We start from the raw sequence: 19282 nt of genomic DNA, 5'->3' as shown, positions 1-19282 counted from the left end.
TCAAATTTTCTTCTCGTTTTTCTCATGTTTTTTCCGACTATTTAAAGTTAATAATTTCAACTTAAATAGTGGTCCAGTTTTTCAAGGGTATTATAGAAAGACATCAGAATTTGAGATATGAAAGCTGGAATTTCAATATAAGAGATACAGTTTTTAATATAACACATTTTAAACTTGATAATACTTTTAGCATAAGTGAAAGTACAAATCGAGGTTCATCGACAAGTTTTATCGAAGGAAAGTTTAGCAGAAAAGAGAATATAATTTGCTAAACAACAGACTCTATAAAATACAAAATCAGAAATGAATACTTATATGGATTTAGAAACTCAAAAGACAGTATTAAATTAACAAAAATTAAAAAATAAAAGTCCGAATGCATAACATCGGTAACCTTTGTACAACAATAAAATTTTTAAGTTTTTTAAAATACAACACAAAAACTAAGCTCTTTTAAAGCAATTTAAGAGAGCTTGGTTTTGGCCAAAAATTTATTTTGAATTTTATAGGAGCTGAAAATTCTACAAATATCAATTTCCAATCCCTTGTCAATGATCTTCTTTATTGATATCTACCATGCTCTTTCTTTTTGCTGAATTTTGCAATTAATGGTTTGAAGAGGGCTTTATATTTTTCTACGTCAAAGAGTTGAGAGTCCGTCAATGCTTTATACGTAAGCCAAACACCAAATGGAAACAGAATAATATTGGGTAGCCACGCTGCAAGATATGGATTCAATTTTCCTTCCCAAGCTAGATTTTCTATCGTAAGATTCATCACATAGAAAATAATAAAGATAATAATTGCTATTACAACCGGCAAACCAATTCCACCTTTACGTATAATGGAACCTAGACTTGCACCTATCATAAAAAATATAAGACAGGTGAAAGAATAAGAGATGATTCTCTGCTGATACATCACAATTTGTGTATAAAATTTCACTACAGGATTGATGACATCTTCTCTACTATTGGTAGAAAGTTTTACGGATTCTAACCTGTTGTATGCAGAATAGAGTGCTTCTAGTTTTTTATCCTGTTTCAGAGTATCAAATAGATATTGTGGTGCAAGTTTTTGTTTTGTAGGTGGTGTATTTGCTATTACATTTACAAAAGGATTGGTTTGCGATACCAAATCTCTACTCAAACCATCAAATGTATTTTCATTTTTTATTCTTAACGTATCAATCGCAATATTTATTTCTGGATAAGATTTAAATCGGTAATCGTCGGTTATTTTCTGTTTATCTAATTCACCCTTTATTATTTCGCTGATATCTATAAGAGATGAAAGTGTATCAAATTTTATAGCTTGATCTGGTTGTTTTGCTCTTTCACTATACTCTTTGTTGGCAATATTTTCATCAAAAATATAGCCGTCAAAAAGTAATAATTTTAAATAATTTTGATTTTTTGTAGGTACAAATTTTCCGTTTTTAGCTAATATAGATTGTTGATCTTCGTAAGCATTTGCCTTCTTGTGCAAAAATACACCGGTTACGTTTTCTCCATTTTCGCCAGATATTTCATCAAATTTTATTAAAAATTGCGGAACTTGATCTATAAATTGCCCAGGTGTGAAATTGAGCGCAGGTTTTGTGAGTGCTATATTGTACAGCATATTTTTTGCCTTCCGCTGAAAATCTGGTACTATATTATTAGAAAAGAAAAATAACAGTACGGAAATAAGAAATGTAACAATAAACAAAGGCATCATAACTCTTGTAAGTGAGATTCCGGCTGCTTTCATTGCTGCGAGTTCGTATTTCTCGCCCAAATCTCCAAAGGTCATGATAGAAGAGAGTAGTATGGTAAGTGGCATTACCAAATTCACCACATTGACACCAAAATAGAATAGCAATTTAAAAATTTCCCAATACGTAAGTCCTTTCCCCATGAACTGGCCCAATTGTATCCAAACGATGTTTACTATAAATATAAAAAACAAAACGCTGAAGATAAAAAAGAACGGTCCGAAGAAAGATTTTATGATGTATTTATCTAAAATTTTAATCATGCCTCAAAAGTAAGAAAAAGCCACAAAGAATTGCCTTGTGACTTTTAATTTTATTAAAATTATTTTTTCCTAAAGTTCTGTGATGATGTAATCTTTGTATTTATTCTTATCAAATTTAAACATATCCGCGCTTAAGGTTTGATTTTCTTTATACTCTTTTACCGCAATTACAGAAACATCTTTGTTGGTGCCATGTTGTTCCATTTTCACCATTTGTTTACTCGCGCTATCTATAAAAAGATAAACGTAATCTAGACCGTTTTTCTTCACTGGCGTTAATTTTATAAGATCAGAGTTTACACCATTTACCTCCATTTTTTTCACGTAATTCACGTTGAAATCTTTACGGTAAGAAGTTAAATAATTAATTGGTGAAAACATTGCCTCGCTTCCATTAGGTTTTGCAATGGTAACTTCCATATCTTCTTCGATGATGTTGTAGATTTTGTTGCCATCAAATATCTGCTCCGTTCCCATTATTTTCAATTTGTATTGATCTCCCGACGAATAAAAAATACCTGGTTCCGTTTTTGTCACTTTTCCATTGGTACCAGAGCCGAAAGAAAATTTGAAATAAGAATTCTTTTTGGAATTATAATTTGCAGTAACGGCATCAATGATGTCTTTAGATTTTTTATCAATTTTTTGTGCATTTGCAAATCCTATAGATCCTACAATTAATGAACTTAAAATTACTTTGCTTATTATTTTTTGCATTTTTTTATTTTTGAATAAAGAATTTTGTATTATTTTTTCTTTATTAATGAATCGTCTTGGTCTTTTCAAAAAACGTTCCAAGAAATATTAAAGAATCTTAAAGTTTAATTTTTGAGCTCATTTAGGAAGGTTTCCAAAGAATTCAAATCCATTATCTGCACTTCTCTCGCTTTAGAACCATTAAAGCTTCCTACAATTCCGGTAGCTTCCAGTTGATCCATTATTCTTCCTGCTCTGTTGTAGCCTAGCTTTAATTGACGTTGCAACATAGATGTAGAACCTTGTTGTGTGGAAACCACTATTCTTGCTGCATCTTCAAAGAGTGCATCTTTTTCATTCGGATCAAAACCTCCTACAGAGCTAGAACTTTCCGTAGTTTCTACTTCTGGCAATTCAAATGCAGAAGCGTAGCCTTTTTGAGAACCGATAAAATCTACAATTTTTTCCACTTCTGGTGTATCTACAAAAGCACATTGCAAACGGATGATTTCATTTCCATTGAAGTAAAGCATATCTCCTTTTCCTATTAATTGATCTGCTCCAGGAGAATCCAAAATCGTACGAGAATCTACACTAGAAATTACACGAAATGCTGCTCTAGCTGGGAAATTCGCTTTTATCATACCTGTAATTACGTTTACAGATGGTCTTTGTGTTGCTACTATCAAGTGAATTCCAACTGCTCTTGCCAATTGCGCCAATCTTGCAATTGGATGTTCCACTTCTTTTCCAGCGGTCATTATTAAATCTGCAAATTCATCTACAACCAATACGATATAAGGCAAATATCGATGTCCATTTTCTGGATTAAGTTTTCTTTCGCTAAATTTTTTGTTGTATTCTTTTATGGTTCTACAGAATGCGTTTTTCAGCAATTCATACCGTTGATCCATTTCTACACACAAAGAATTTAAAGTATTGATTACCTTGTTGGTATCCGTAATGATCGCATCTTCGGAATCTGGTAATTTTGCTAGATAATGTCTTTCAATTTTAGAATAAAGCGTCAATTCCACTTTTTTCGGATCTACCATTACAAATTTCAATTCGCTTGGATGTTTTTTGTAGAGTAGGGAAGTAAGAATTGCGTTTATACCTACAGATTTACCTTGTCCTGTTGCACCAGCCATCAAAAGGTGTGGCATTTTGGCAAGATCTGCCATGAAAATTTCGTTGGAAATTGTTTTCCCAAAAACCACCGGCAATTCCATATCTGTATTCTGAAATTTTTGAGAAGAAAGCACGCTTTTCATAGAAACCATCGTTGGGTTTTTCCGTGGAACTTCAATTCCAATAGTTCCTTTTCCCGGCATTGGAGCGATGATTCTTATTCCTAATGCAGATAAATTTAGCGCAATGTCATCTTGCAATTTTTTTATCGCAGAAACTCTAATTCCAGCTTCTGGTACTATTTCGTATAAAGTAACGGTTGGTCCAATGGTCGCTTTTATTTCAGAAATTCCTACGTTGAAATTTTTTAAAAGACCTACAATTTTATTTTTGTTTTCCTCAAGTTCTTCCTGGTTTACAGAAATTTCTTCGTTTCCATGACTTGCTAATAAAGATAATGGAGGAAACTGAAATTTTGCGAGGTCTAATTTGTGATCAAACAATCCAAATTCACTCACCAATTTTTGAGATTTTTGGTCATGCTCATCTAGTTCATCTACAACGGGAGCAATTTCTACCTTAAAAGAAATATCTTCCTCGGTTTTAACAATTGGTTTTGGCGCATCTACACTTAAAGAAATCTGATCTCCGCTATTCAACTTTTCTGTTTGTTCTGTAGAAGTTTTGTGTGGAGTAGAAATTATATCTAAAGTATTGCTAACAGGAACAACGGGCATTCCAGAAACGCTGATAGTCTCTTTTTTTGCTGGTATTGTTTTCTCGATTTCATTTCCGTCTTCTTGGATTTTTTCTAATGCTACATCTGCTTCAAAATCTTCTGAAGAATTTTCTTTTTTATTAAATTTGCTAAAGGCTATATCTTTCAACGTGTTATAACGATGTTGTATGGCACTTGGGCGAAGATTAAATTCTAAAATAAAATACAGCCCGATAGAAACGATAATTAAGAGCCAAAGACCAAATACGCCAATAATCGAGTCTAGAAAATCTACGATTTGGTATCCATAAACACCACTTAAAGTGCCTTGCGCCTTAAATATAGCTGCTATAAAAATTGGCAGCCAACAAATGAAAAATAAGGCATGACCAATAGTTTTATACGGCTTGAAATATTTCTTTTTTAGTATAAAAGTTCCTAAAACTAAGAATAGAAAGGCAACCAGAAATGCGGCAACGCCCAAACTATCAAAGATGAATAATTTACCCAACCAATCTCCAACTTTTCCAAAAATATTAGAAGATTCTATGGTAGTATCCATCATGGTTCCCGCCTGGCTTTGGTCGGATTTCCAATTGAGAAGGTAGGATATAAATGAGATTGTCATCACTAAAGAAAATACTATGCAAAGAATTCCAAAGAATATTCTTGGTTTGCTTAATCTTTTAGTGGTTTCTAATGGTTTTCCTGTGTTTGTTTTTGTGTTTTTTTCCATAATTTCTATCGTCGCAAATTTAGTATTTTTTATTAAAATTGAACTCATAGTTGATGTAAATAAATTAAACAATAAAATGTGAAATGGGTATATATCGCAATGAATTTACTAACTGAATATTATCATATCAACTCTATTTGTAGATATGAACACAGTAGAAAAAGCCTATAAACACTAATGAATTTGAAGAATTTAAGTGTTAATTTTAATATTTATTTTTCTTAAAATAGTTTTGCAATCATTCTCAATTTCGTTTTATCCTGCTTATTTTTGCAATTGATTTATTTTTTCTTATGAATATAAGATTTAAAATCTGGTTTGAATAAATAGTAAATGCTAGAAAATTTATAAAAAGAAAATACAAATATTTAGATATGAAAAAGCTTCAGAATATTATCATTAATACCAGAACAACTGCAGTTCTACTTTTGTTGTATGCATTTTCTATGGCGTATGCAACGTTTGTAGAAAATGATTATGGTACGCCAACTGCAAAAGCTTTAATCTATGAAGCAAAATGGTTTGAATTGATCATGATACTTTTAATCATCAATTTCATTGGTAATATTGGTAGATACAGACTTTTACGCCGAGAAAAATGGCCTGTTTTGATGTTTCACCTTTCGTTTGTATTGATTTTTATTGGTGGTGCGGTTACAAGATACATCAGCTATGAAGGAATAATGCCTATTCGTGAAGGCAAAACATCTAATGAAATAATTACAGACAAAAATTTCTTCAAAATACAGATAGAAAACAAGGGAGATGTTCTTAAATATAAAGATGCACCTTATATTTTAGCATCAGATAAGCCATGGATCGCGAAGATAATTCCGCATAAATTTTCCGCAAACTACATGTACAATGATTCTAAGATTTCTGTAAGGCAAATCGATTATGTACAAAGAAAAAAAGATTCTTTGATAGTCGGAAATACGGGTACAGAATATTTACACATTGTTTCTACAGCAGATACAGGAAGAAAAAACATCTATATTAAATCTGGTGAATCAAAATCTGTAAACGGAATGTTGGTTTCTTTTGATAGAAAAATTGATGGAGCCGTAGAATTTGAAAAAAGAAATGGTCAATTATACATAAAAACGCCTGTGAATGCGGAATATATGACGATGGCAACTCAAGCAAAAGGAACGACAATTAAAGATGAATATCAACCGTTGGTTTTGCGAAGCTTGTACAGCGTGAATGATTTGAAATTGGTAGTACCAATCGGCTTACAAACTGGAAAATTAAAGGCATTTGAAGGGGACAAAAAGAAAGATCAAAATGTACCAGATGTTTTAACAGTTGCTGTGAAAGGTCCAAAAACCACACAAAATGTAGAACTTTCTGTAGAAAAAGGGAATCCAAACGCATACAAACAAATTAAATTAGATGGATTAAATATTATGCTTGGTTTTGGTCCAAAAATTTATAAAACACCTTTTTCTATAAAATTAGATGATTTTGTGATGGAAACTTACCCTGGTTCCACATCGCCAAGTGCCTATGAAAGTCACGTGAAAATAATTGAAAATGGTAAAGAAACACCTTACAAAATATATATGAACAATGTATTGAATCATGGCGGTTTTAGATTTTTCCAATCCAGTTATGATCCAGATAGATTGGGAACTGTACTTTCTGTAAACCACGATTGGTGGGGTACAATTATTACATACATTGGGTACACTTTTCTATTCTTAGGCTTGTTTATCATATTCTTTTGGAAAGGTTCTCATTTCTGGGATCTAAATAATAATCTAAAAAAAGTAAACTTGAAAAAAGGGATGATGATGCTATTGTTGCTCTTCAGTTTTGGCTTGAATGCGCAAAATATTGATATGCACGGTACAGAAGATGGGCACAATCATAGCGCAGAAGAAGTGCAGCAAATGTCTGCTCAAAATGGGCAAACAAATACACAATCAAATACGCAGGAAACTGTAGCAAGACCTTTAAATAAAATTCGACGCATCTCTCCAAACGAGATAATTGCAAAAAATAAAATATCCAAAGAGCACGCACATAAATTTGGGAATCTTTTAGTTCAAAATTATGAAGGTAGAATTGTACCAATAAACACTCAAGCATTAGATGTATTAAGAAAATTGTACAGAAGAGATACATTTAAGCCTTCCGAAGAGCCAACATTTATTGATAAAGTGAAAGTGATGCTTGGGTTAAAAGATCAACCTGAAGCTTTAACAGCAGAGCAATGGTTCCTTTCCATCAACACAGATACAGAAAGTTGGACAATGGTTCCACTCATAAAAGTTGGTACAAAAGGTGGTGATGATCTAAAAAATAAAACAAAAGCCAACGATGATGGTTATACAACATTGATGGATCTTTTTCCAGTAGATCCTACTACGGGAAATATTAAATATGTTTTGGAAGATGATTACAATATTGCTTTTAGAAAAAAACCAGCAGAGCAAAGCAATTATGATAAGGAAGTCATTACCGTAAATGATCGAGTACAAGTTTTTAATGGTTTCTTTGGAGGTCAGTTTTTAAAAATTGTTCCCGTGAAAAATGAACCTAATAACACTTGGCATTCTTGGATGGATCAAAATTTCGAACCAGATATGGCTTCGCAAGAAGTAATGGGACCATATTTCGTAAGCATTATTGATGCTCAGAATACAGGAGATTGGTCTAAAGCTGATGCAGAATTGAAGAAATTGTCTGCCTTTCAGCAAACTTGGGGAAAAAACGTGGTACCTTCTGAAACAAAAGTGAAGGTAGAAGTATTTATGAATAGAGTGAATATCAATTTCAAACTATTGATTTTTTACACGATAATTGCTAGTTTATTGATGATTTTAGGATTTGTAGAATTATTTAGACCTTCAAAATTAGTACAAAAAAGCATTAAAATCTTAATTTATACAGGAATCGTTGGTTATGCAGCTCATTTTTTAGGATTGGTAGCAAGATGGTATATTTCTGGTCATGCACCTTGGAGCAATGGATATGAAGCAATAATATTTATTAGTTGGATCGGAATATCCGCTGGATTGATGTTTTATTTTGGTTTTGGGAAACCAACATTTACAAAAGAAGAATTGGCAGAAAATTCAAATTTATTAAAAAAGAGAAAAGTAGGTAATAATGCTTTAATTCCTGCTGCAGGATTTATGGTAGCCGTTATCATGATGGGATTTGCACACGGAGGTTCTGCTTTAGATCAACAAATTACTCCATTAGTTCCCGTTTTAAAATCATATTGGTTAATTGTTCACGTGGCAATTATTGTTTCTAGTTATGGTTTCTTTGCATTGTCTATGGTTATCGCTGTCATCACTTTGATATTTTATATTATTGCAAAAAAACATCATTTCAAATCTCATAATGATAGCACATTAAAAGAACTGACCATCGTTTCGGAAATGTCTTTAACGATAGGTATTTTCACTTTGACTGTAGGTAATTTCTTGGGTGGTATTTGGGCAAATGAATCTTGGGGAAGATATTGGAGTTGGGATCCAAAAGAAACTTGGGCATTTATTTCTATAATGGTATATGCATTTGTTCTACACATGAGACTGGTACCAGGTTTGCGTGGTAGATGGGCATTTCACACTGCCGCGATGTTTGCATTTTGTTCTATGGTAATGACGTATTTTGGCGTAAATTATTATCTTTCTGGCTTGCATTCCTACGCAGCAGGAGATCCAGTTCCAATCCCATATTGGGTTTATCTTGGTTTGGCTTTTATGATAACGCTTTCTGCCGCAGCTTTTTATAAATTTAAAAAATTGCAGAAATAAATTTATTTTATATTTAACATAAACCTTTCAACTTTTGTTGGAAGGTTTTTTTATTGAATTCAAGCCTGGCTGATAGTCTTTTTTAAATATCATTTATAAAATATTTTCTAATCTTATCAAATTTTCCTAACTTTCCACAACATTCAAAAAATAATTTATGACAAACAATTCAAATGATTTTGGTATACAGAAATCTTTAGAAAATCTAGGTTTACTATCGGAAAATAAAGGTGTTTCTACAGGCGCAGATTACTTTGCAAGCGGAGAAACCATAGATTCTTACTCACCAACAAATGGTAGTCTAATAGCAAAAATCCAAATGGGTTCCGTAGAAGATTACGAAAAATGTATTGCGGAGGCAAAATCTGCTTTCAAAGAATTTCGTATGATTCCGGCACCAAAAAGGGGAGAATTGGTGCGTCAGTTTGGTTTAAAATTAAGAGAATATAAAGATGATCTTGGTAAATTGGTATCCTACGAAATGGGAAAATCTTTGCAAGAAGGTCTTGGAGAAGTGCAAGAAATGATAGATATATGCGATTTTGCAGTTGGACTTTCTCGCCAACTTCACGGTTATACCATGCATTCTGAAAGACCAGGACATCGTATGTACGAGCAATATCATCCTTTAGGAATTGTAGGAGTTATTTCTGCTTTTAATTTTCCAGTAGCAGTTTGGGCTTGGAATACAGCGCTAGCTTGGATATGCGGTAATGTAACCGTATGGAAACCATCTGAAAAAGTAGGTTTGTGTGGAATTGCATGTCAAAATATTATTAATGAAGTTTTAAAAGAAAATGATATGCCATCTGGAATTTCCAGTATGATTGTTGGAAATCACGAAGTAGGGCAGAAGTTGGTAGATGATAAAAATATTGCGCTTGTTTCTTTCACTGGTTCTACAAAAGTAGGTAGAATGGTAGGTAGAAATGTTGCAGAACGTTTCGGAAAAAGTATTTTGGAATTAGGTGGAAATAATGCCATTATTATTTCTAAAGATGCAGATATAGATATGACCATTATCGGTGCTGTTTTCGGCGCTGTAGGTACTGCTGGACAAAGATGTACTTCTACAAGAAGATTAATCATCCATGAAGATGTTTATGATACTGTTGTAGAAAGACTCAAAAGCGCATATTCACAACTAAAAATTGGAAATCCTCTAGACGAGAATAATCATGTCGGACCATTAATTGATAAAGATGCGGTTTCGCAATATCTTAATTCAATAGAAAATTGTAAACAACAAGGTGGGAAATTCATCGTAGAAGGTGGAGTTTTAGAGGGCCAAGGTTTTGAATCTGGTTGCTACATAAAACCATGTATTGCAGAAGTAGAAAATAGCTACAAAGTTGTGCAACACGAAACTTTTGCACCTATTTTATATGTGATGAAATATAAAAACCTAGAAGATGCAATTGCTACTCAAAATGATGTGCCACAAGGTTTAAGCTCAGCAATAATGACTAATAATTTGCGAGAAGCAGAATTATTTCTTTCTCAAGCAGGATCTGATTGTGGAATTGCCAACGTAAACATTGGAACTTCTGGTGCAGAAATTGGAGGCGCTTTCGGTGGCGAAAAAGAAACTGGAGGAGGTAGAGAATCTGGTTCTGATGTTTGGAAGTATTACATGAGAAGACAAACAAATACCATCAATTATACCGATAGTTTGCCATTAGCACAAGGAATTAAATTTGATTTGTAAAATAGTTTTGAAGAAAATAGACGAATAGAGAATAGATTTTTTAATTTCTAATATTCACGTCTATCATCTATCTGCCTATTATCAAACATCAATTATCATTAATCAACAATCATTTATAAATATGAACGACGCAATAGAAACAATAGAAAAGCACAGCAATAAAGTAAAAGAAACCCTTTCCAAACATATATTAGCAGACGGATTTGATTTCGTAATGGATTTCGAAAAATCTCACGGATCTTGGATTCATGATAGAAATACAGGCAAAGAATTTTTGGATATGTTTTCCATGTTTGCCTCGGCTTCCATTGGTTATAACCACCCGCATTTGGTTGCAAACACCGAATGGTTGGGCAAAATGGCCATTAATAAACCAACTTTAGCAGATGTATATTCTCAAGAATATGCAGATTTTATGGAAGTTTTTGAAAGAGTAGTAATCCCAGAACATCTACAATACGCGTTCTTCGTTTCTGGTGGAGCTCTAGGAGTAGAAAATGCCATGAAAGCTTGCTTCGATTGGAAAACGAGAAAAAATTTAGAAAAAGGAATTGATAAAGAAGCTGGAATTTGTATCCATTTCCAACAAGCCTTTCACGGTAGAACAGGATATACCATCAGCTTGACAAATACTACCGATCCTAGAAAATACATGTATTTCCCTAAATTTGATTGGCCAAGAATTGTAAACCCAAAGATGTATTTCCCTGTGACGGATGAAAATTTGGAAATTACAATGCAGCAAGAAAGATTGGCACTATTAAATATAGAAGAAGCAATTCTAACGCATCCAAATGAAGTAGCTTGTATCATTATAGAACCGATACAAGCAGAAGGTGGTGATAATCATTTCCGAGATGAATTTATGGTTGAATTAAGAAAATTATGCGACCAAAATGAAGTACTTTTAATTTTTGATGAAGTGCAATCTGGAATGGGATTAACGGGTAAAATGTGGGCTTATGAACATTTCAGTGTGAAACCGGATATTATTTCATTTGGTAAAAAAGCGCAGGTTTGTGGAGTTTTGGCAAACAAAGAGAAATTTGATCAAGTACCACACAATGTTTTTAAAGAAAGCTCTAGAATAAATTCTACATTTGGTGGCAATTTTATAGATGTAATGAGATTAAAACTCATCATGGAAGTTATAGAATCAGAAAATCTGGTAGAAAATGCCAGAGTTGTAGGAGATTATTTATTAGAAAAACTAGTAGAATTATCGCAAAAATATCCAAATCTAGTTTCCAATGCAAGAGGAAAAGGTTTGATGTGCGCATTTGATATGCCAGATACAAAACAAAGAGATGATCTTGCGCAAGAATTATATGATGATGGTTTGCTTGCATTAATTTGTGGCGCTCAATCTGTAAGGGTTCGTCCGCATTTGAATGTGACAAAGGAAGAGATACAATTGGCGATTGATAAAATTGACAACGCTCTTTCAACTAAATAAATTTGTTTCTTAAAAATATTTAAAGTATATTGTCTATTCAAAATAAATATTAAAATGGAAAGAGAAACTAGAGTAGTGGTTTTCGAAAGTGAAAATCCTGCAGAAATACAATTGATAAAATCTAAATTAGAAGACGCGAATATTAGTAACTTCATGCAAAATAGTTACATGTCTTTTATGAGCACGCCAACTGCAGCTACATTAAAACTGCAAGTGAATTTGACAGATGAAAAGCAAGCTTTTGAAATAATTGATGCATTTTTGAAAGAATCAGATTTAGATTTAAACAGTACTCAAGCAAATTAATTTTGCTACTGTTAACTTAAAATTATTGGGATTTAATATTATTAAATCCCAATTTTTATGTAAAATTTTAAAATGAAAAACGAATTTTTTGAAATTGCCAAAATTGAAGACGCTGCAAAAATCTGGGAGATTTTAAAAGATGCAATTGAAAGGAGAAAAATTGAAGGAAGTGATCAATGGCAAAATGGCTATCCCAATCTTGAAGTAGTAGAAAATGATATTGAAGTAGGAAAAGGTTTTGTGTTCAAAACTGATGAAGAAATTATTTCCTATTGCGCCATCAGCAAAAATGATGAACCCGCTTACGATTTGATAGATGGGAAATGGCTGCAAGACGGAGATTATTTGGTTCTACATAGATTAGCAGTTTCAGAAAAATTTTTAGGTCAAGGTTTTGCGAAAAAAATAATACGAGCAGCAGAAAACTATGCGAAAGAAAATAAGATTAAAAGTTTGCGATTAGATACAAAATATGATAACTTAGGAATGCTAAAAATCTGCGAGCAATTAAATTATACCTATTGCGGTATAGTGCTTATGAATCATTCAGAGAGAAAAGCCTTTGAGAAAATTTTAAATAATTAATTTTAAAAGTTAATAAAAAAAGATTATTATTGCAGAATAAAAATGGGGGATTAGCTCATCTGGCTAGAGCGCAACACTGGCAGTGTTGAGGTGGTCGGTTCGATCCCGATATCCTCCACAATCACAAATTTAAATAAATTTGTGATTTTTTTTGCCAGAAATTTAAGGATAAATTGATTTTTAAAAAGAAATTTTGTGTTCGTTGCCAAATAACACAACAAAAAAAGCCACAAATAAATGTGGCTTCAAATTTATAAATAGTGTTGTAAATTATTTTGTAGCTACAATATTCATATCAAGATCTACTTCTTGAGAAATTGCCCAATCTTTCACATCTCCTTCTGCTCCGTATGCTAATCCCCAATCTTGTCTGTTGATGGTAAATTTAGACCACATTTTCACTTCATTTCCAGTAATTTCAACTTTTGCTGGGAAAGTTACATTCACTGTTTTGTCTTTTATTGTCAAATTTCCACTCACTGTTTTGTTAGCACCTTCCGTTTTAGAAGATGTTCCTGCAGCTAGATCTTCTACTTTAGTTATTTCAAACTTCACTGTAGGATATTTTGCAACATCAAAGAAATCTGCATTTTTCAAGTGACCATCAAGATCAGCAGAAGTTTTTCCTTCACTTGCTTTTGGATCTACAGATTTCGGATCCGTAGTCAAAGAATTGATATCAGATATTAAACTTCCAGAAGTAAGATTTCCGTTTTCTACAGAAAGAGTTCCCGTTGTTTTTGTGATTCCAAATCTTGGGTTCAATCCTCCTTTATGGTATGCTTTCCAGTTTACACTACTGCTGTCTGTGTTTATCGTATACATTTCACCTTTACTTTCTGCAACAGATTGCTCTGTTGTAGTTGTTGCATCATCGGTTTTTGATTCTTTGCAAGAAACCGTAAATAAAAATGCGGAAAGTGCTAAAATTGTAATCTTTTTCATAGAATAATTATTTATAATTAAAATTAAGTCGTAAAAATAGTTTTTTAAATAATGCCATCAAATTTATTTAGCTTAGAATTAAAAAATTACGTTATATTTGTTTCACTAAACAAATAGTTATACAATTAAAAGCTTTAACATATGAAAAAAAGCACATCAACAATTTTTCTTGTCCTTTCATTTTTGTTACTCGGTATTTCTTTGTTTGCACAAAATCAACGTTTTATTTATGAATATACTTTCGTGCAAGATTCTCTAAATAAATCTGAAATTGGTACAGAACAAATGTTTTTGGATATTACAAAAGATGGTTCAAAATTTTACAGTCGCGATGTTTTTTTGCAAGATTCAATCATGATGGCAGATTTTGAAAAGCAAATTAAAGCTACGGGAGCTATGAATGTGATTTCAAAACCACAATCCAACAAAGCTAATTTTAAGAATAAGATTTTTAAGGAATACCCAAACTACAATATTTTTCTGGAAACGAGATTGGGCCGTGATCTCTTTAAAGTTGCTGACAATAGACCAATAGTTTGGGAAGTTCTAGCAGAAAAAGAGAAAATTGGAGAGTTTGACGCTCAAAAAGCAACAACAGAAATGTTTGGTAGAAAATGGACTGCTTGGTTTACTACAAAACTTCCTTTTCAAGATGGACCATATAAATTCCACGGACTTCCTGGTTTAATTGTGAAAATGGAAGATGCCTCCAAAACGCATGTGTTTGAATTAAAAGGAATTTCTAAATTTAATAATGTTTCTGCCGAACCATCCGAGTTTAATCGCACTTCAAAAGCCGTAGAAATAAATGAACAACAGTACAAAAAATTGTTTAAAGAAGATAGAAGTGATCCTGCTAAAAGTATGAAGCAAATGTTTTCTAGTGGAATGATGACGGGTATGAAAGATGCCAATGGTTCTAGTATTTCTACGGGCACGATGATAAAAAATATCGAAAAAATGGCAGCGGAGAGAAATGCTAAAAATAATAATTTGATTGAATTAGATCTTTTGAAAAAGTAACACCTTAAAAAATTAGTATATGAAATTTTTATCAGCAATTTTGCTATTTTTAGTCACTTTATTGTCAGCGCAAAATCATCGTTTTGTGTACGATTATACCTTTGTAAAAGATTCTTTGGAACAAGACAAACCAATATCCGAAGCTATGACTTTAGATATAACTCCCAATGGTTCCAGATATTATAGTTACGGAATCTACGAGAGAGATTCTACCATGCAAGCGGAAATGAGCAAACAATTGAAAATGGCAACCAATGGTTCAAATATTTCATTTAAATCCATATCTACTTCATCTAAAGCTACGATAAAATCTGTTGTTAATAAGAGCTACCCAAATTTTGCAATTTCTAGTAATGAAAAAATGGGCATGAATACTTACAAAGTAACAGATGCTCGAAACATTATTTGGAAAATACAACCAGAAAAAATGATGGTTGGAAAATTTAATGCACAAAAAGCAACAACAGAAATGTATGGTAGAAGATGGACTGCTTGGTTTTCCACAGAACTTCCTTTTCAGGATGGTCCATATAAATTTCATGGCTTACCAGGTTTAATTGTGAAGATAGAAGACGAAACAAAATCTCACATCATAGAATTGCAAGGCGTGAAAATACTTCCAAAAGATTTTGCTTTTACGCAAGATAATGAAATGTTTAGCGGCAGTACAATTACTTTAGATTACAACAAATTTAAGAAAGCTTACTTAGAAAATAGAGAAAATCCTAGCAAAGGTATGAGGCAAATGTCATCAGGAATGGGAAGTACAAGCAATGGTTCTACCTTTGTGAGTAGTTCTTTTGTAATGAAAGATCAAAATGGAAAAGTGTTGGATCCCAACAAAATGATGAACGAAATGGACGCAAAAGCTAAAGAAGCAAACAAGAAAAATAATAATCTACTGGAATTAGATTTATTAAAATAAGTTTTAACAATATTTACATTATGAAAACTATTATAAGCATATTTCTATTATTGGGAATTTCCATTAGTGGACAAAATTATCGGTTTACCTACGATTTTACATTTACCAGAGATTCCTTGCAAATGGATAAAACAGATTCCGAAAGAATGGTGTTAGACATCACGAAAAAAGGGTCAAGATTTTATAGCGAAGACGTTGCCTATTCAGATTCTTTGATGAATGCAGAGTTTCAAAAACAAATTCGTGGCAATAATATGAATATAAATATCTCAGGGATTGAACAAAAAGGAACCGTAAAATTAATTGTAGAAAAACAATACCCGAAGTATGAAACCATCCTCATCAATACACTTGGTGGAAGCATATACGAAATTTCTGACGACAGAAAGATGATATGGAAAATTGAAAATGAAACCAAAAAAATAGGTAAATTTTTGGCGCAGAAAGCTACTACTTCAATGTACGGTAGAAAGTGGATTGCCTGGTTTTCTACGGAATTGCCTTTTCCAGATGGTCCATATAAATTTCATGGTTTGCCCGGATTGATTGTGAAAATCGAAAGTTCTAATCAATCTCATGTTTTTGAATTGAAAGGCGTGAAAACGCTACCGAAAGATTACGAACTAAAAAAACAAAATTCTGCATTTGCTTCTTCAAATAACATTGCAATGGATTATAAAAGATACAAAAAAACATTCCAAAATTATCTTGTAAATCCTGTAAGTTCTATGAGATCTATGAGTTCTGGAGGTTCAGTTATTAAGATGACGGATGAAAATGGCAAAGAAATGGATCTAAATAAAATAATGCGAGAAGAAGAGGAAGCGCAAAAAAAAGCCAATGCAAAGATTAATAATATCATCGAATTGGAAAATTTAAAATAAAATTATTTTTTAAAAAAATCAAAATCCTGAATTTCTTTTCAGGATTTTTTCGTTTAATAATTTGATATAGAATTATATATCTATTATCAATCAACATTCATCAATTATTTTCATTTTATCCCTACAAAAATAGTTATATATCAAAGATTATTTCTATATTTGTATCACTAGATTAATAGTTATGAAAAAGATACCAAGTTTAACCAAAGCCGAAGAGCAAGTAATGCAATATTTGTGGAATCTGAAAAAGGCATTTCTTAAAGATATTTTAGAACTTTTCCCAGAACCAAAACCGCATACCAATACTGTTTCTACAATTTTAAAGGTACTGAAAGACAAAGATTTTGTTGATTTTAAAATTTTCGGTAGACAGCATGAATATTTTGCCCTGATTTCTAAAGATCAATACAGCGGGAAATCCATCAGCAAAATCATCAACAATTATTTTGATGGATCTTACAAAAATGCAGTTTCGTTTTTAGTAGATAGAAACGAAATGAGCATAGAAGATTTAGAATTATTATTAAACGAACTTAAATCTAAAGACTAATGGAAACGCTAATTTTCTACTTCGGGAAAGTGGTTTTGTGTTCTGCGGTAATGTTTTTATACTATAGCATCTTCTTGAAAGACAAAACATTTCATCATTACAATCGGTTTTATTTACTTGGCACTTTAGCCATAAGTTTGGTTTTGCCTCTGCTGAAAGTTAATTATTTCACGATAAAACTTAATGAAAATTTTTATCAAATAGTAGCATTTTTTCAAAACAATTCACCTTCAAATACTACGACAAATGATATCTCTATTTTTACAATTATTCTTGGAGCTGTTGCAGTTCTTTCTGTCTTTTTTATAGCTAAATTTTCTTTAGCATTATTAAAAATACATCAACTTAAACGAGAGTTTCCTGAAGAGAACTTTGAAGGAATTTCTTTTTTTATGACGAATTTAGAAAATGCACCGTTCTCTTTTTTCAAAAATCTATTTTGGAAAGATAGCATTTTGTTGCAATCAGATTTGGGCAAACAAATTCTAAAACACGAGATGGTGCACATAGAACAAAAACATTCTATTGATAAATTATGTATAGAAATCATCACTGCATTATTTTGGTTTAATCCAATATTTTATTTAATAAAAAAAGAAATCAACCTGATCCACGAGTATTTGGCGGACAAAAAAGCCTTGAAAAATTCTGATACCAAAGCGTTTGCGCAGATGCTTTTGGAAGCTCATTTTTCTGGAAACGTTTTGCCAGCAACCAGTCCGTTCCTAAATTCTAACCTTAAAAAAAGAATCACGATGTTAAAAAAATCCAACACAAAATTCAGTTATTTCCGCAAAGTATTCGCTTTGCCACTCTTGTTCTGTTTAGTTTTCGCTTATATGGTGAAAGCGGAGAATAGGGAGATAAGAAAAGATATTATTTCTCAAGAAAATCAGATTTCAAAGATTAAAAACGATACTGTAAATGCAGAAACTTTATATCAAGAAATTTTGGTAAAATTAGATCCGGAACAAAGAAAAGTTATGGAATCATTAGACCCTGCAACGCTGAAAAATCTAAAATCAGTATTGAAAGATGTAAGAGAAAAGTCAATTGCTGGCAAGAAGAAAGGTGAAAGGTACCAAGTTTCAACACAATTAATAAATACTGAAGATTATCTTGCCAAAACTAACCAACTTGCTGTAGCTTCTGAACAAAATTTAGCAGAATATAGACATTCAAAATCAAATGCAGTACATGCACAATTAGATTCTATGATTGTACAGCACAATACTAAACTTGAAAATGATAAAGTTTATAAAGCAAATAATGAAGCTGATATTACTAAACTAAAATTGATATCTGACAAAATAAGAATTGATAATGAAGCTAAACTAAAAAATCCAAAATATTATTTAGATAACATTGAGATTAGTTCTGCAAAATTTAAAAATATAAATCCTAATGACATCAAATCTGTTACTGTAGAAAAAATTGATGGTAATGGTAAAATTTACATAGAATCCAAATCTGGAAATTTAGATGTTGAAAAGCAGGGTTTAAAAAATGCACCATTTAAAACAATAGTATCTGCAAACAGTCAGCAATTTTTAAAAAATAATGACGTTATTTATTCAGCGTCATCTAGCTATATTACAGATGAAGATTCAACTGAAAACGAAACGATTGTAAATGATAAAAATTTAAAAAATGCAGATGTTTACATCAACGGCAAACTTTCTGATGAGAAAACTGCCAAAGCATTAAATCCTAAAAAAATAAAAACTGTCAACATCAAACGCAACAAGCATAATGGCGAAGAAAAAAACGAAGTAAGAATTACTACAAAAAGGTAAAATTTTTTGAAATAATTAGCCAAAAAAA

The 19282-nt window shown here is 32.0% G+C and carries 14 protein-coding genes and 1 tRNA gene; 11 read left to right on the top strand and 4 right to left on the bottom strand.

Annotated features, from left to right (window positions below):
* Nucleotides 1–561: 561 nt before the first annotated feature.
* The 3 genes from HNQ03_RS09805 to HNQ03_RS09795 all read right to left on the bottom strand — a co-directional run bounded on the left by HNQ03_RS09805 (nucleotide 562) and on the right by HNQ03_RS09795 (nucleotide 5300).
* Nucleotides 562–2019 (bottom strand): LptF/LptG family permease, encoded by a 1458-nt coding sequence (locus tag HNQ03_RS09805; RefSeq protein WP_173779494.1) that lies wholly within the window; start codon nucleotides 2017–2019, stop codon nucleotides 562–564.
* 69 nt (nucleotides 2020–2088) lie between these two features.
* Entirely contained in the window at nucleotides 2089–2736 is a 648-nt protein-coding gene (locus HNQ03_RS09800) for a LolA family protein (protein ID WP_173779493.1), read from the bottom strand.
* A gap of 104 nt (nucleotides 2737–2840) precedes the next feature.
* Nucleotides 2841–5300: an FtsK/SpoIIIE family DNA translocase gene (locus HNQ03_RS09795; RefSeq protein ID WP_173779492.1), complete on the bottom strand. Its 2460-nt coding sequence runs from the start codon at nucleotides 5298–5300 to the stop codon at nucleotides 2841–2843.
* A 374-nt stretch (nucleotides 5301–5674) separates the two neighbouring features.
* Between HNQ03_RS09795 and ccsA the strand changes: the two genes are divergently transcribed.
* From ccsA to HNQ03_RS09765, 6 genes are all read left to right on the top strand, one after another.
* Nucleotides 5675–9076, top strand: coding sequence for a cytochrome c biogenesis protein (gene ccsA / locus HNQ03_RS09790; RefSeq protein ID WP_173779491.1), 3402 nt, complete (start codon nucleotides 5675–5677; stop codon nucleotides 9074–9076).
* A gap of 157 nt (nucleotides 9077–9233) precedes the next feature.
* A complete protein-coding gene (amaB, locus tag HNQ03_RS09785) occupies nucleotides 9234–10784 on the top strand; it encodes an L-piperidine-6-carboxylate dehydrogenase (RefSeq protein WP_173779490.1) in 1551 nt (516 codons plus the stop codon).
* 121 nt (nucleotides 10785–10905) lie between these two features.
* Nucleotides 10906–12240 carry an L-lysine 6-transaminase gene (gene lat, locus HNQ03_RS09780; RefSeq protein WP_173779489.1) on the top strand — a complete coding sequence of 445 codons (1335 nt, stop codon included), beginning with the start codon at nucleotides 10906–10908 and terminating at the stop codon, nucleotides 12238–12240.
* Nucleotides 12241–12294: 54 nt separating this feature from the next.
* Nucleotides 12295–12546: a putative signal transducing protein gene (locus HNQ03_RS09775; RefSeq protein ID WP_173779488.1), complete on the top strand. Its 252-nt coding sequence runs from the start codon at nucleotides 12295–12297 to the stop codon at nucleotides 12544–12546.
* Nucleotides 12547–12618: 72 nt separating this feature from the next.
* Nucleotides 12619–13131 carry a GNAT family N-acetyltransferase gene (locus HNQ03_RS09770; RefSeq protein ID WP_173779487.1) on the top strand — a complete coding sequence of 171 codons (513 nt, stop codon included), beginning with the start codon at nucleotides 12619–12621 and terminating at the stop codon, nucleotides 13129–13131.
* 44 nt (nucleotides 13132–13175) lie between these two features.
* Nucleotides 13176–13249: transfer RNA gene (locus HNQ03_RS09765), tRNA-Ala, on the top strand.
* Nucleotides 13250–13401: 152 nt separating this feature from the next.
* Here HNQ03_RS09765 and HNQ03_RS09760 read toward each other — a convergent pair.
* Nucleotides 13402–14076 carry a YceI family protein gene (locus HNQ03_RS09760; protein ID WP_173779486.1) on the bottom strand — a complete coding sequence of 225 codons (675 nt, stop codon included), beginning with the start codon at nucleotides 14074–14076 and terminating at the stop codon, nucleotides 13402–13404.
* A gap of 141 nt (nucleotides 14077–14217) precedes the next feature.
* Here HNQ03_RS09760 and HNQ03_RS09755 point away from each other — a divergent pair, with 141 nt between their 5' ends.
* From HNQ03_RS09755 to HNQ03_RS09735, 5 genes are all read left to right on the top strand, one after another.
* Nucleotides 14218–15099, top strand: coding sequence for a GLPGLI family protein (locus HNQ03_RS09755; protein WP_173779485.1), 882 nt, complete (start codon nucleotides 14218–14220; stop codon nucleotides 15097–15099).
* A 19-nt stretch (nucleotides 15100–15118) separates the two neighbouring features.
* Nucleotides 15119–16024: a GLPGLI family protein gene (locus tag HNQ03_RS09750; protein WP_173779484.1), complete on the top strand. Its 906-nt coding sequence runs from the start codon at nucleotides 15119–15121 to the stop codon at nucleotides 16022–16024.
* Between the two features lie 20 nt (nucleotides 16025–16044).
* Nucleotides 16045–16908 carry a GLPGLI family protein gene (locus HNQ03_RS09745; protein WP_173779483.1) on the top strand — a complete coding sequence of 288 codons (864 nt, stop codon included), beginning with the start codon at nucleotides 16045–16047 and terminating at the stop codon, nucleotides 16906–16908.
* Nucleotides 16909–17089: 181 nt separating this feature from the next.
* Nucleotides 17090–17458, top strand: coding sequence for a BlaI/MecI/CopY family transcriptional regulator (locus HNQ03_RS09740; protein WP_173779482.1), 369 nt, complete (start codon nucleotides 17090–17092; stop codon nucleotides 17456–17458).
* Nucleotides 17458–19254, top strand: coding sequence for a M56 family metallopeptidase (locus tag HNQ03_RS09735; protein WP_173779481.1), 1797 nt, complete (start codon nucleotides 17458–17460; stop codon nucleotides 19252–19254). The genes HNQ03_RS09740 and HNQ03_RS09735 overlap by 1 nt, the downstream gene beginning before the upstream one ends.
* Nucleotides 19255–19282: the final 28 nt, after the last annotated feature.

Source organism: Frigoriflavimonas asaccharolytica (assembly GCF_013294015.1).
GTDB lineage: Bacteria > Bacteroidota > Bacteroidia > Flavobacteriales > Weeksellaceae > Frigoriflavimonas > Frigoriflavimonas asaccharolytica.
The sequence above is the reverse complement of the archived record's forward strand: the minus strand, read 5'-3'. Positions and strand labels throughout refer to the sequence as shown.

Coding starts and splice junctions, on each gene's coding strand:
- HNQ03_RS09805 (WP_173779494.1), bottom strand. CDS start 2,019: ATGATTAAAATTTTAGATAAATACATCATAAAATCTTTCTTCGGACCG.
- HNQ03_RS09800 (WP_173779493.1), bottom strand. CDS start 2,736: ATGCAAAAAATAATAAGCAAAGTAATTTTAAGTTCATTAATTGTAGGA.
- HNQ03_RS09795 (WP_173779492.1), bottom strand. CDS start 5,300: ATGGAAAAAAACACAAAAACAAACACAGGAAAACCATTAGAAACCACT.
- ccsA (WP_173779491.1), top strand. CDS start 5,675: ATGAAAAAGCTTCAGAATATTATCATTAATACCAGAACAACTGCAGTT.
- amaB (WP_173779490.1), top strand. CDS start 9,234: ATGACAAACAATTCAAATGATTTTGGTATACAGAAATCTTTAGAAAAT.
- lat (WP_173779489.1), top strand. CDS start 10,906: ATGAACGACGCAATAGAAACAATAGAAAAGCACAGCAATAAAGTAAAA.
- HNQ03_RS09775 (WP_173779488.1), top strand. CDS start 12,295: ATGGAAAGAGAAACTAGAGTAGTGGTTTTCGAAAGTGAAAATCCTGCA.
- HNQ03_RS09770 (WP_173779487.1), top strand. CDS start 12,619: ATGAAAAACGAATTTTTTGAAATTGCCAAAATTGAAGACGCTGCAAAA.
- HNQ03_RS09760 (WP_173779486.1), bottom strand. CDS start 14,076: ATGAAAAAGATTACAATTTTAGCACTTTCCGCATTTTTATTTACGGTT.
- HNQ03_RS09755 (WP_173779485.1), top strand. CDS start 14,218: ATGAAAAAAAGCACATCAACAATTTTTCTTGTCCTTTCATTTTTGTTA.
- HNQ03_RS09750 (WP_173779484.1), top strand. CDS start 15,119: ATGAAATTTTTATCAGCAATTTTGCTATTTTTAGTCACTTTATTGTCA.
- HNQ03_RS09745 (WP_173779483.1), top strand. CDS start 16,045: ATGAAAACTATTATAAGCATATTTCTATTATTGGGAATTTCCATTAGT.
- HNQ03_RS09740 (WP_173779482.1), top strand. CDS start 17,090: ATGAAAAAGATACCAAGTTTAACCAAAGCCGAAGAGCAAGTAATGCAA.
- HNQ03_RS09735 (WP_173779481.1), top strand. CDS start 17,458: ATGGAAACGCTAATTTTCTACTTCGGGAAAGTGGTTTTGTGTTCTGCG.